Annotated in this window: 11 protein-coding genes; 10 read left to right on the top strand and 1 reads right to left on the bottom strand. The window is 31.5% G+C overall.

Annotated elements, in window-relative coordinates:
- The first annotated feature begins 114 nt into the window (after positions 1–114).
- Genes JM82_RS13410 through JM82_RS13395 form a run of 4 tightly spaced genes read left to right on the top strand, consistent with a single transcriptional unit; the run spans position 115 to position 5,516 of the window.
- Positions 115–1,689 carry an SPOR domain-containing protein gene (locus tag JM82_RS13410; protein WP_145004960.1) on the top strand — a complete coding sequence of 525 codons (1,575 nt, stop codon included), beginning with the start codon at positions 115–117 and terminating at the stop codon, positions 1,687–1,689.
- A 15-nt stretch (positions 1,690–1,704) separates the two neighbouring features.
- A complete protein-coding gene (locus JM82_RS13405; protein WP_145004957.1) occupies positions 1,705–2,892 on the top strand; it encodes a phosphoglycerate kinase in 1,188 nt (395 codons plus the stop codon).
- Between the two features lie 37 nt (positions 2,893–2,929).
- Positions 2,930–4,513: a lytic transglycosylase domain-containing protein gene (locus JM82_RS13400; protein ID WP_145004954.1), complete on the top strand. Its 1,584-nt coding sequence runs from the start codon at positions 2,930–2,932 to the stop codon at positions 4,511–4,513.
- A 25-nt stretch (positions 4,514–4,538) separates the two neighbouring features.
- Positions 4,539–5,516 carry a DUF4837 family protein gene (locus JM82_RS13395; RefSeq protein ID WP_145004951.1) on the top strand — a complete coding sequence of 326 codons (978 nt, stop codon included), beginning with the start codon at positions 4,539–4,541 and terminating at the stop codon, positions 5,514–5,516.
- Between the two features lie 63 nt (positions 5,517–5,579).
- Here JM82_RS13395 and JM82_RS13390 read toward each other — a convergent pair whose 3' ends face one another.
- Positions 5,580–5,762: a twin-arginine translocase TatA/TatE family subunit gene (locus JM82_RS13390; RefSeq protein WP_145004948.1), complete on the bottom strand. Its 183-nt coding sequence runs from the start codon at positions 5,760–5,762 to the stop codon at positions 5,580–5,582.
- Positions 5,763–5,878: 116 nt separating this feature from the next.
- Here JM82_RS13390 and JM82_RS13385 point away from each other — a divergent pair, with 116 nt between their 5' ends.
- The 6 genes from JM82_RS13385 to rfbB are packed head-to-tail and all read left to right on the top strand — an operon-like array spanning position 5,879 to position 13,129.
- Positions 5,879–6,748, top strand: a complete 870-nt coding sequence (locus JM82_RS13385; RefSeq protein WP_145004945.1) for a M23 family metallopeptidase — start codon at positions 5,879–5,881, stop codon at positions 6,746–6,748.
- Positions 6,748–8,250: a GH3 auxin-responsive promoter family protein gene (locus JM82_RS13380; RefSeq protein ID WP_145004942.1), complete on the top strand. Its 1,503-nt coding sequence runs from the start codon at positions 6,748–6,750 to the stop codon at positions 8,248–8,250. Before JM82_RS13385 ends, JM82_RS13380 begins: the two co-directional genes overlap by 1 nt.
- Before the next feature lie 28 nt (positions 8,251–8,278).
- A complete protein-coding gene (locus tag JM82_RS13375) occupies positions 8,279–9,970 on the top strand; it encodes a DUF6909 family protein (RefSeq protein WP_145004939.1) in 1,692 nt (563 codons plus the stop codon).
- Positions 9,971–9,983: 13 nt separating this feature from the next.
- Positions 9,984–11,039, top strand: coding sequence for a hypothetical protein (locus tag JM82_RS13370; RefSeq protein WP_145004935.1), 1,056 nt, complete (start codon positions 9,984–9,986; stop codon positions 11,037–11,039).
- A 25-nt stretch (positions 11,040–11,064) separates the two neighbouring features.
- Positions 11,065–12,123: a hypothetical protein gene (locus tag JM82_RS13365; RefSeq protein ID WP_145004932.1), complete on the top strand. Its 1,059-nt coding sequence runs from the start codon at positions 11,065–11,067 to the stop codon at positions 12,121–12,123.
- On the top strand, positions 12,113–13,129 hold the full coding sequence (gene rfbB, locus JM82_RS13360; RefSeq protein WP_145004929.1) for a dTDP-glucose 4,6-dehydratase: 1,017 nt from the start codon (positions 12,113–12,115) through the stop codon (positions 13,127–13,129). The genes JM82_RS13365 and rfbB overlap by 11 nt, the downstream gene beginning before the upstream one ends.
- The last annotated feature ends 13 nt before the right edge of the window (positions 13,130–13,142 follow it).

The raw sequence follows: 13,142 nt of genomic DNA, 5'->3' as shown, positions 1-13,142 counted from the left end.
TTTTCCTATTATTGAAAAACTATTTTTATTAAAAATTGATTTTAACGTAACAAATTTAAAGTATGGCAGTATTTGTATATATTTGAGGATTATTAATTGTTCTACATCTTTAAAATGAAAAAGTTATTTGGCTTACTTTTTATTATAACAGGATCTTACCATGTTATTGCGCAAGAAACTGAACAAGTAAATTCAGTCACCAATGGAGGTCTTGAATTTAAATCTTTAAACGAATTCTACATTTTTGGAGATACTGCGGTAATTGGTAATAACATTTTAAGTGAGGATGATAAAGATGCTTTTAATGATTTAACAGTTAATAACGACGACACTAAAATGCGTTATGTTGATATTGACAGAGACACCGAAACTTTTAGCTCTAGCCAAGCAACGCTAACCTTACCAGAGGACTTTAAAAAAATAGCATATGCAGGTTTATATTGGTCAGCAACCTATGCCTATGAAAAAGGAACACGTAAAGAACAAAAAGGTAATTACGATTATCGTGGAAGTGGAGAGCGATCTGCAGTAATTAATCAGATTAAATTTAAATTACCTAATCAAGAGTATCAGGATTTAACAGGAGAAGTAATATATGATGGGTCTACAGATCCAACACACGCCATTAATGCGCCTTATGTGTGTTATGCAGACGTAACATCGTTATTAAAACAAGCAGAAAACAAATCAGGCGATTATGTCGTTGCTAATGTAAAAGCTACAGAAGGCTATTTGTCTGGTGGTAGTGCAGCAGGTTGGATGTTATATGTAGTATACCAATCACCTACTGACAATCCAAGATACATATCAACGTACCATGGTTTTGCTTTAATTAATAAGCAAGAACCTTTGGATTTAGAATTTAAAAATTTTAAATCCGTAGAAAAAGGAAATGTAAAAACATCGGTAATACTATCTGCTTTGGAAGGAGATTCCGCATTAGAAGGTGATGATTTTGCAATCATAAAGCAGCGTGATGGTAGTTTCCAATCATTAAGTAATGGAGCACGTTATCAACAAAACTTTTTCAATAGTTCAATTACTAATAATAGTATAAAAAATCGGGATCGACTACCTAATAGTGAGAATACGCTTGGATTTGATATTGCACAACTTGATATTCCTAATTATAACAATGCAATAATTAATAATAGTACAAGTCAAACAACGCTTAGATTAAAGACACAAGCAGATAGATTTTACCTGTATTTTACAGCATTTCAAACAGAAATAGCTCAAAATTATTTTGACGACATTGTACAAGATAATAACCCAAGTGCAAGCCAAACAGCTAATGTATCTCCAGAGATTGTAAGATCACAACCAGAAACAGTACCAAGTTATAATACTAAAAAGAAACGTCAACCATATAGTTACACAAAACGTGGATTAAAGTCCAAAGCTTTTAAATATTTAAAAAATAAAAAAGCGACAACTATTGCAGGAATAGAAGGTGGCTATTATGTTATAGCAGGTGTCTTTGCAGAAAACATGAGAGCAAGAAAATGGACAGATTATTTAATAAACAAAGGGTATACAGCAAAAGCGTTTATTAACCCTAAAAACAGTTGGAATTACGTCTATTTATTTAGAGGAGATACCGCAGAAGAAGCCTTTAAAATGGCAGAAGATTTAAAAACAAATTACAGATATAGAGATACTTGGGTTTTAAAAGCAAACCTAAACTAAAAACATAGCAAACAAATGAAAACACTTAACGACTTTAATTTTAAAAACAAAAAAGCCTTAATCCGTGTAGACTTTAATGTTCCTTTAGACGCGGACTTTAATGTTACAGATGCTACCAGAATTCAAGCAGCAAAACCAACCATAATCAAAATATTAGAAGATGGTGGAAGTTGTATTTTAATGTCTCATTTAGGAAGACCAAAAGGTGCTCAAGAAGAGTTTTCGTTAAAACACATAGCAAATAAAGTAGAAGATATTATAGGTGTCGAGACTCAGTTTGTTTCGGACTGTGTAGGTGAAGCTGCAGAAAAAGCAGCAGCTAACCTTGAACCAGGAAAAATACTTATTTTAGAAAATTTACGTTTTCATGAAGAAGAGTCTAAAGGCGATGTCGCTTTCGCGGAAAAACTAGCTAAACTAGGAGACATTTATGTAAATGATGCGTTTGGTACAGCACACAGAGCGCACGCGTCTACAACAATAATCGCACAGTTTTTTCCAGAAAAAAAATGTTTTGGATACCTATTAGAGCAAGAAATTAAAAGTATTGATAAAGTAATGAAAACTGGCGAAAAACCAGTATTAGCAGTGCTTGGAGGTGCAAAAGTATCCTCTAAAATTACTATAATAGAAAACATTTTAGACAAAGTAGATCACTTAATTATTGGAGGAGGTATGACCTTTACCTTTGTTAAGGCACAAGGCGGTAGTGTTGGAGATTCTATTTGCGAAGATGATAAAATGGACTTAGCATTAGACATTTTAAAACAAGCTAAAGCAAAAAACGTACAGATACATTTACCAGTAGATGTTTTGGCAGCAAATGCGTTTAGCAACGATGCAGACACCCAAGTTGTGGATGTTAATAAAATACCTGACGGATGGCAAGGTTTAGATGCTGGTCCAAAATCCAAAGCTATATTCCATGATGTAGTAATGCAATGCAAAACAATACTTTGGAATGGTCCTTTAGGTGTTTTTGAAATGGAAAATTTTGCAAACGGAACGATAGAGTTAGGTAACTCCATTGCAGAAGCTACTAAAAATGGAGCATTCTCTTTAGTTGGAGGTGGTGACTCTGTTGCTGCAGTTAAGCAATTTGGTTTTGAAAACAAAGTAAGTTACGTAAGTACAGGAGGAGGAGCAATGCTAGAAAGTTTAGAAGGTAAAACTCTTCCAGGAATTGCTGCAATTTTAGACTAAAAGTAAACGTTACAGCATAAAATCAAACAAATAATAAATGCAGCATTTAAAAACATATATTTCCTTTTTATTAATCCTATTTGGCATTACATTTAGTGTGGCTCAAGACACATTACAAGCGCAAACAAGATTAACTCAGGATAAACTGATAGAAGGAGAAAACTACGTTATTGATACAATAATCGATGGTCAAGCCTACTTTAAAAAAACAGTAGAGGGATTACAACCTTTACCACAGGTTTTAGAAGATCACGAATTTGCTTCTAAAATTGATAAAAAATGGCTTGAAGAGTTATACAGTAACACACTTTATGATACTATTTATAGAGATGTTTCAGGATTAAAATATGATGCAGTATATTATCCAGAGTTAACTACAGATACTTTAAAAGCTAGACTTTCTCGCTTAAACGCAAGAACCCCTTTTAATGTTGAATATAATCCTGGTTTAGAAAGCGTTATTAAGTCCTTTTTAAAAAATCGTCATCAATCATTTGAGCGTTTAATGGGTTTAAGTAATTATTACTTCCCTATGTTTGAGCGCGAACTTGATAATTACGACATTCCTTTAGAAATGAAATATTTAGCAATTGTAGAGTCTGCTTTAAAACCAAGAGCTAGATCTAGAGTTGGAGCAACCGGTTTATGGCAGTTTATGTTTGCAACAGGTAAGGAATATGGTTTGGATGTAAGTAGTTATGTGGATGAGCGCAGTGATCCTATTAAAGCGACTATTGCTGCTTCACAATATTTATCAAAATTATATAAATTATTTGGAGATTGGGATTTAGCATTAGCTGCATATAATTCTGGTCCAGGTAATGTTAGCAAGGCTATCAGACGCTCTGGTGGTTATCAAAACTATTGGAATATTAGACCTAATTTACCTAGAGAAACTGCTGGTTATGTGCCAGCTTTTTTAGCCACTATGTATATTTTTGAATATGCAAAGGAGCATGGCTTTGTACAACATAAACCAGAGTTTCATTTAATAGAAACAGATACAATTCACGTTAAACAAATGATTACTCTAGACCAAGTGTCAGAGTATACAGGTGTAGAGATAGAGACGCTTCAGTTTTTAAATCCAGCATACAAATTAGATGTTATACCTTATATAGAAGGTAAAAATTACACACTACGTTTACCACGAAATATTATTGGAGCTTTTGTAAATAATGAGGACCAATTGTATGCTCATGCAAAAGCAGAATTGGATAAACGAGAAAAACCACTACCTCAATTTCAGGATTCTGATACCAAAACACGATATAGGGTAAAACAAGGAGATTATTTAGGTAAAATAGCCAGAAAATTTGGCGTTAGAGTAAGTCAAATTAAACAATGGAATGGGATGCGCAATAATAACCTTAAAATAGGTCAGCGATTAACCATATATCCTAGAAACGGAGTGCCAGTAAGCCAATCTAAAGCTGTAGCTTCGGCTAAAAAAAGTACTAAGCCAGTAAACGGAAAAACATATACTGTGCAACAAGGCGATAGTCTATGGAGTATCTCTCAAAAGTTTTCTGGTATTTCTGTCCAAAATATTAAAGATTGGAACGATATTAGTGGTACTAAATTAAAACCAGGAATGAAACTTTTAGTTTCTAAAGGGTAAGTAATCATTTAAATAGCATAATAAAATGAAAAAATTAGCTGTATTAATTGTATTAGTATGCACAATATTATCGTGCAACGAAGGGACAAAACAAAACCAGCGTATGGTCCCAAAATCTTCAGGAAACTTATATAACGTTAGTGTTGTTGTAGATAACGAGTTATGGAAAGGTAATGTTGGAGACGCTATTAGAGACGTATTAACTACTGTAGTACCTGGATTACCACAACCAGAGCCTATGTTTGATATTAATCAAATTCCGCCACAAGTATTCTCTGGATTTGCTGCAAAAAATAGAATTGTTTTAAAAATAGAACAAAGCGAAAAGTCTGAGATTAAAATAGCTACAGATGCGTATGCACAACCTCAAAAGGTAGTAGTTGTATCAGGACCAAATGACAGCAAAATTATTGAGGTTTTAAAGTCTAATAAAGATAAAATTTTAGATACGTTTAAAAACCAAGAAATTGAAGCACGTCAAACGTTGACAAACAACTCACTGCATACAAATAATAACATAGAAAAAAAATTAGGAATCTCGGTTAAGTTTCCATCTATCTATAGAATAGCTAAAGAGGATGGTGATTTTTTCTGGGTTAGAAAAAATTTAACAACAGGAACTAATAATTTTATGGTGTACCAAGTACCATTAGATGCTATAGATAAAGAAGGAGATATTACACAGCAAATTATAACTATTAGAGATAGTGTTGGTAAAAAGTATATTCCTGGACCAATAGATGGCTCATACATGAAAACCGAAGAAGCTTACACACCCTTTTTATTCACAACTATAATTGATAATAAACCAACATATGAAGTAAGAAGCACTTGGGATATTGAAGGCACATATAATGCAGGACCATTTGTTAACTACATGGTAGAAGATAAAATTAATAACCGTTATGTAGTATTAGAAGGTTTTACCTTTGCACCATCAGTTAATAAACGTGATTATATATTAGAGCTAGAATCTATTATTAAATCATTGAAAATTAACTAAAGCAGTTTTAAGTCATAAAAAAACCCAATGCATTGCATTGGGTTTTTTTATAATAAAGTAAGATTACTTTTTATCTTTATTGTCTTCTTCGTCTTTACTAGCGTCTTTAAACTCTTTAATTCCGCTACCTAGTCCACGCATTAATTCTGGAATTTTCTTTCCACCAAATAAAAGTAATATCGCTACCACTATTATTATCATTGATGTTGGTCCTGGCATACCTAAAAATATACTTGCTGAAATCATAACTAAAAATTTAGACCACAAAGTTAATAATTAAACTTTAATAATAACGTTAAAACACTAACTTTAGCTTTAGCTAAAGATGTTAGCACAATTTTTTATTTACTTTTGTTTTTAATATGGTAAAATCTGAAAAAAAATCTAAAAAAATTAAGAAGAAACTACTTCACAAGTACCGTTTAGTTATTTTAAACGATGATACTTTTGAAGAACGCCTTTCACTTAATTTAACGCGTTTAAACGTGTTTATACTTGGAACAATATCTGCTATTTTATTAATTGTTTTAACCACTATATTAATAGCTTTTACACCCTTAAAGGAATATATTCCAGGATATTCATCCACAACACTTAAAAAGAAAGCTGTTAAATTAAGTTTTCAAACAGATTCTTTACAACGTACTATTGATTTAAACGAAAAATATTTTGCGTCTATAAAACAAGTGTTACAAGGCGAAGTCAGTACAGTTAAGTTTAATAAAGATTCTATAATACAGGCTGCTAAATTAGAAGCTAGTCAAGTTGATTTAAATCCAATTAAAGAAGATTCGATCCTTAGACAAAAAGTAGATAAAGAAGATAAATATAGCTTGTTTGAAACCGCTACTTCCAAAGCAAATTTTGTTTTATTTCCACCAGTAAATGGTACAATTAGCGAAAACTATAACGTTAAAACTAAACACTACGCTGTGGATGTTGTCGTTGCTAAAGACACGCCTATAAAATCTACTGCAGATGGAACTGTAATTTTTGCCGAGTGGACTGCTCAAACTGGTCACGTTATTATAATCGAACATAGTCAAGGTCTAATATCTGTATACAAACACAACGCTTCCTTAACTAAAGCGCAAGGCGATTTGGTTAAAGCAGGAGAAGTGATTGCTACAGCAGGAAATACAGGCGAGTTATCTACAGGTCCACACCTTCATTTTGAATTATGGAGTGACGGTTATCCAGTAAACCCAACTAATTTTATAGATTTTAAATAATGCCATCAATTAAAGCAGCTTTAGCTAAACCATTTGCAAAACGCATTTATAAAAAAGTGCAAAAATGGGCCAATAACCCAATTCAAACACAAGATAAAGTGTTTAAAGATCTTATTAGCCAAGCCTCAAGTACAACCTTTGGTATTGATCACGATTTTATTAGTATTAATAATTATCAAGACTTTGTAAAACGTGTACCAATTAGGGATTATGAAGACCTTAAACCTTATGTCGACAAGGTTGTGGCTGGTCAAGAGAATATTTTATGGCCAGGAAAACCATTATATTTTGCAAAAACTTCAGGTACAACTTCAGGCGCAAAATATATTCCGTTAACTAAAGACAGTATGCCAAACCATGTAAACGCAGCTAGAAATGCTATTTTGCTTTACATACATGAAACAGGAAACGCCAAATTTGTAGACGGAAAAATGATTTTTTTACAAGGAAGCCCAGTTTTAAAAGAACAAAATGGGATACAACTAGGTCGACTATCTGGTATTGTAGCGCACTTTGTCCCTAAATATCTTCAAAAAAATAGAATGCCATCATGGGAAACTAATTGTATTGAGGATTGGGAAACTAAAGTAGAAGCAATAGTCGAGGAGACAGTTAATCAAGATATGTCAATAATATCCGGAATTCCTTCGTGGGTACAAATGTATTTTGAAAAACTGCAACAAAAAACAGGTAAAAATGTAGGAGACATATTTAAAAATTTCAACCTATTTATTTTTGGCGGTGTTAACTATGAACCTTATCGTGCAAAATTTGAAAACTTAATAGGTCGAAAAGTAGATAGTATTGAATTGTATCCAGCAAGTGAAGGATTTTTTGCTTTTCAGGACAAACAAAATGAGAAAGGAATGTTATTGCAACTTGATTCTGGAATGTTTTACGAGTTTGTAAAAGCTGACCAGTTTTTTGATAAAAATCCTAAACGTATTACGATTAAAGATGTGGAGGTTGGCGTTAATTATGTCATGATTATATCCACTAATGCTGGTTTATGGGCTTATAATATCGGAGATACTATAATGTTTACAGACACAAAACCCTATAGAGTTATTGTATCTGGTAGAATAAAACATTTTATTTCGGCTTTTGGAGAACATGTTATTGGTAAAGAGGTCGAACAAGCCATGAAAGAGGCTACACAAGGGACAGATATAAGAATAAATGAGTTTACAGTTGCGCCACAAATTAATCCAGAAATAGGATTACCATATCATGAATGGTTTGTAGAATTTGAAAACGCACCAAAAGACATTTCTGCTTTAGCAAAAAAAATAGACGCTTCGTTGCAAAAACAAAACAGTTATTACTTAGATTTGATAGAGGGAAAAGTATTACAACCTTTAAAAATTAGTAAGGTTAATAAAAATGGATTTCAAAATTACATGAAATCTATTGGTAAACTAGGAGGTCAAAATAAAATACCACGTCTAGCTAATGACCGCAAAATAGCTGACGCTTTAAAACCACATATTTTAGCTAAATAATATTATCTTTGGCCATTAAATACATTACATGAGTAGTATGATAAAACAACATGAAAGAACGAGAGCTCAAGAAAGCTCAAATGCAATAGAACGTATGTATATTACGATGCGTCACTTGTTTAATAGAGGGTTTTATAAACCAATGGGTGTGTCTGGAGAGACACTTCGTGAAGCATTATTAGTGCTTAGACCAGAAATTTATGGATCTATATCTGAAGAAAAAGCGGAGCTTGAAGGGTTACTTTACGTAATTGATAGATTGCCTCATGGAATTGAAGAGTGTCGATTTATTAATCTAACTAGTGATGAAGGCTATAAGGATTCTCATTTTGAAGCTATAATTCCGCCAAAACGAAGAAGAAACTGCTATCGTATTGATGATGAGCAAATGAATATTGAAATCACTAGAGGTCGCTCTGAGATTTATGATATATTAACGCATTTAACCTTTTTATTTGTCGAATCCCATAAAATTAGTAAGCGAGTTATTATTGATGAAAATGGCGCAACTACAAGAGATTGGCAAAAGCTAGAAGCAGCAGTATTAAACAAGAAAAAATTAACGCAAAAAGAACGTGAAATTGCTATCACGCATACCGCAAATATTTTAGGACGCACGTTTAAGGAACTGTCTACCGTTTATAACGTTTTTGCATTGCCAAATAAACCAGAGCGTTTATTACATATTGTATATTGGTTAGGTAAATTAGCAATTGATGAGGTTGTTAATAATAATAAACGTACTGTAACATTTAGTCCAGTGTTAAGAGAACGATTAGGTCACCATATCCATGGTGAAATCTGGGCTAACACGATAAAAAATACACTTAAAAAAGAAGGTCTTTTAGAAAGACCAATCCATATTATTAGTGCCAATTTACATAGTGTCATGAATACACTATACTCTCCAATTGCATTAAAAGCCGAAACCTCTAAAACCGAAATTTTTAAAGTGTACGAAGCCTTAAGCCAAAGCGATAATAAAGCGTTGCGTAACAAGGTCACCCAAAAGGCGTTGCAACAAGGTATGATTTTTATTCCAGACACTTCTGGAACAAATATAGATGTTCAGATTTTTGATACTGCTAAGCTTGACTTATCAAAGACAGACTTAAACTTACCAAAACAAGATAAAAATTCTGAAGCACCTGTGCTTTTTGTTATGGATTATGCTTTTGGAGAACAAGCGTATGAAACAATTGACGAGTTTTTAAAACCGTTTAGAGAAGGAGACACTAAAACACATCTAAATATTGAGTCTATCTCAATAATGGGTAAAGCAGGTATATTAGAAGGCGCAAAAGGAGACATAATGATACCTTCTGCACATATTTTTGAAGGAACAGCAGATAATTATCCTTTTGAAAATGAGTTAAACAAATCTGATCTAGAAAATCAAGGTGTTGCAGTATATGAAGGAAGTATGATTACCGTTTTAGGAACATCACTTCAAAATAAGGATATCTTAAAGTTTTTTTATAATTCTACCTGGAATGTAATTGGACTTGAAATGGAAGGTGCGCATTATCAAAAAGCAATACAAGCAGCATCTAAAGTTAGAGGTAGTATAAATCCAAACGTAAAAGTAAGATACGCATATTATGCTAGTGATAATCCATTGGAATCTGGTGGAACATTAGCTTCTGGAGGACTAGGTACTTCAGGTGTGAAACCAACCTATTTAATTACTAGGAAAATTTTACAACAAATATTTAATTAAATATATAAAAAGTATGAGTAACGAATTAGAACCTGAAAAAAACAATAAGGACGACGTGGATTTAATTGTTTTTTTCAATTTAATTGGAAATACGATTAATAAATTATTGGTTTTTATAAAATCAATTTTTGTTGGTATTTATGGTCTGTTTATAGCATTAATTAGAGCTATATTTATTAATATTAAAATTATACTTGCAGTTGCTGTTGTGGCAATAATTATAGGTTATGTATTAGATACACAAAAAGAAAAGGTGTATTATTCTGAAATGTTTGTAGTACCTAAATTTCAATCAAAATATGAATTGATTAACAGTATAAAATATTACAACTCGTTGATTGCAGTTGGAGACACAGAAGAATTAATATCCCAGTTTGGAATAAATGAAACAGAAGCAAAATCTCTTATAGGTTTTGAAGCAGAGATAGGTCCAGAGTCAAAAAATGAACAATTAGAAAGCTTTAATGGGTTTTTAAAAACCTTAGATAGTACAACAAAGACTAAAATTACTTTTGAAGACTATATAGATAATAGAAATATTTATACTGCCAATGTGTTTTTGTTAAGAGCGCGTTCCCACAATTATAAGATATTTAAAAAGTTGGAAGGTGGTTTGTCTAAATCTATAAACAACGTGTTTTCTGATATAGAAAAGAAAAAAAGAGACTCTGTTTTAATTTTAGAAAAAGAAAACTTAGAGTTATCTTTAGTTGAAGTTAGAAAGATGAAAGACGCTTACTTAGATGTACTACAAAAAGAATCAGAAAAAAATATAGTATCTTCTAATCTAGGCAGCTCTTTAGGTTTTCAAGTAGAGAAAACAGAAACAAAAGAGGACCAATTATTAACAAAAGAATTGGATATCTTAAAACAGTTAAATGGACTTAAAAAAGAGCTGGTAGTTAATGACGAAATATTTGAAAAAATTTCTTCATTTAAAGAAAAAGGACTTTTAGAAAACATTTGGTATAAAAAGTATAAAATAATATTCCCGCTTATAGCATTAGTTTTACTAGCTTTGGTAGGCTCTTTTATAAAGTTTTATAAGCATGTAGTCAATTATAAATAGGTGTTAAATAGTACAACATTTTACAATGAGTGAAAATAATAAAGAAATAAAATCAAATAACGAAGAAGAAGATTTAGTTGTTTTTTTTAACCTAATAGGTAATGCTTTTAATAAATTATTAAACAATATATTTAGGATACTTAAATATATATTTTCAGTATTAATTTTTACGCTTAGGTTTTTTATAACCAAATGGAAAATTATTTTAGGCATTGTGCTATTAGCTGCTGTCATTGGATATGCTTTAGAGAAAACTAAACCTACTGCTTTTCAAGCAGAGATGTTGGTAGAGCCTTATTTTAATTCTAAGTTTCAATTGGTTAATAATATTGATTATTTTAACGCATTAATAGCTAGTGGTGACACGCAATCATTACAAAAAATATTTAAGATTGATAAAGAGACAGTAAGTGCCATTAATGGATTTAGTATAGAGCCTGGACCTGAAACAGAAAATGACAAGCTGTTGCAATATGAGAATTTTATAGCGCAATTAGACAGTGTCAGAGCTCAAGAATATTCTTATGAGGACTTTATTAGTAATAGAAGTGAGTATGCCGGAAAGTTCTTTTTAATTAAGGCATATGCTTCAAGAGCTAACGTATTTAAAGATTTGGAAGATGGTATATTAACTTCTTTTGTAAATAATTATTCAAACAAAGCCATGAAAAGGCGTGATGATTTAATTAATATTCAAAAAGAAAATCTTGAAGATCAATTACAACAAGTAAAAGATTTACAAAATATTTATATTAATGTAATAGAGAGAGAATCTAACAATAAAGAAAAAAGCTTTAAAATTGGCGACATATCTATATCAGGTAGTGATGGTCAAAAAACTAGAGAATACGAGCTATTACAAGAAGAACAAAGAATAAGAAACGAGTTAAAGAAGTTAGAGGAACAAAAAATAGAAGAAGATGTTGTATTTGAGGTAATATCTAGCTTTCAGGAAGTCGGTAACATATCAAGTCATTGGAAAGAAAAATATTCAATTATTTTCCCAATACTATCTTTAGTAATACTGATATTATTTTTTATGATTAGAAAAATAATTGTCTATACTTTAAATTATGAAGAATAAAACCATACTTGTTACTGGAGGAGCAGGTTTTATTGGTTCTAATTTTATATCGTATTATTTAAATGAAAACCCTAACGTAAATCTGGTAAATTTAGACAACTTAACCTATGCTGGTGATTTGACTAATTTAGATGAAGTTGAAAATAATCCTAATTATACTTTTATAAAAGGTGACATTTGCGATAGAGGTTTAATTGAGCAGTTGTTTGATAAGCATCAATTTGATGGTGTTATACATTTTGCAGCAGAATCTCATGTAGATAATTCAATTACTAATCCAGGTGCTTTTATAGATACTAATATTACAGGAACCTTTAATTTAATAGATGTAGCAAAATCTTATTGGATGTCAGCTCCTTTTCAATTTAAAAAAGGAAAAGAAAATAATAGATTTCATCATATATCTACGGATGAGGTTTATGGCTCTTTGGGTGATACAGGTTTATTTAAAGAGGAAACACCATACGCACCTAATAGTCCGTATAGCGCCTCAAAAGCAGCCTCAGATTTTATAGTTAGAAGCTATTTTCATACATATGGCCTTAATGTTGTTACAACAAATTGTTCCAATAATTATGGACCTAAACAACACAATGAAAAATTAATTCCAACAATAATTAGAAAAGCGCTTTCAGGAGAAAATATTCCTATCTATGGAGATGGTAAAAATATTAGAGACTGGTTGTATGTCCTAGACCACTGTAAAGGTATTGCTTTAGTTTTTACACAAGGTAAATCTGGTGAGACTTACAATATAGGAGGTAGAAATGAGCGTAACAATTTAACTATTGTGGATACTATATGTTCAATTTTGGACAATATTAAGCCAGCAAATAAATCTTATAAAGAGCAAATTACCTTTGTAAAAGATAGACCAGGTCACGATTTAAGATATGCTATTGATGCTACAAAAATTGAAAACGATCTAGGCTGGAAAGCAGACGAGAATTTTGAGTCTGGAATTAGAAAAACCATTGACTGGTATTTAAAAAAATATAATAGTTAATAAATTATCATTA

The organism is Olleya sp. Hel_I_94, from assembly GCF_007827365.1.
Taxonomy (GTDB): Bacteria; Bacteroidota; Bacteroidia; order Flavobacteriales; family Flavobacteriaceae; genus Olleya.
This window is presented reverse-complemented; position numbering and strand designations above follow the sequence as displayed.

Bases quoted from the DNA above. Each gene is read 5' to 3' on its own strand.
- JM82_RS13410 (WP_145004960.1), top strand. From the start codon at position 115: ATGAAAAAGTTATTTGGCTTACTTTTTATTATAACAGGATCTTACCAT.
- JM82_RS13405 (WP_145004957.1), top strand. From the start codon at position 1,705: ATGAAAACACTTAACGACTTTAATTTTAAAAACAAAAAAGCCTTAATC.
- JM82_RS13400 (WP_145004954.1), top strand. From the start codon at position 2,930: ATGCAGCATTTAAAAACATATATTTCCTTTTTATTAATCCTATTTGGC.
- JM82_RS13395 (WP_145004951.1), top strand. From the start codon at position 4,539: ATGAAAAAATTAGCTGTATTAATTGTATTAGTATGCACAATATTATCG.
- JM82_RS13390 (WP_145004948.1), bottom strand. From the start codon at position 5,762: ATGATTTCAGCAAGTATATTTTTAGGTATGCCAGGACCAACATCAATG.
- JM82_RS13385 (WP_145004945.1), top strand. From the start codon at position 5,879: ATGGTAAAATCTGAAAAAAAATCTAAAAAAATTAAGAAGAAACTACTT.
- JM82_RS13380 (WP_145004942.1), top strand. From the start codon at position 6,748: ATGCCATCAATTAAAGCAGCTTTAGCTAAACCATTTGCAAAACGCATT.
- JM82_RS13375 (WP_145004939.1), top strand. From the start codon at position 8,279: ATGAGTAGTATGATAAAACAACATGAAAGAACGAGAGCTCAAGAAAGC.
- JM82_RS13370 (WP_145004935.1), top strand. From the start codon at position 9,984: ATGAGTAACGAATTAGAACCTGAAAAAAACAATAAGGACGACGTGGAT.
- JM82_RS13365 (WP_145004932.1), top strand. From the start codon at position 11,065: ATGAGTGAAAATAATAAAGAAATAAAATCAAATAACGAAGAAGAAGAT.
- rfbB (WP_145004929.1), top strand. From the start codon at position 12,113: ATGAAGAATAAAACCATACTTGTTACTGGAGGAGCAGGTTTTATTGGT.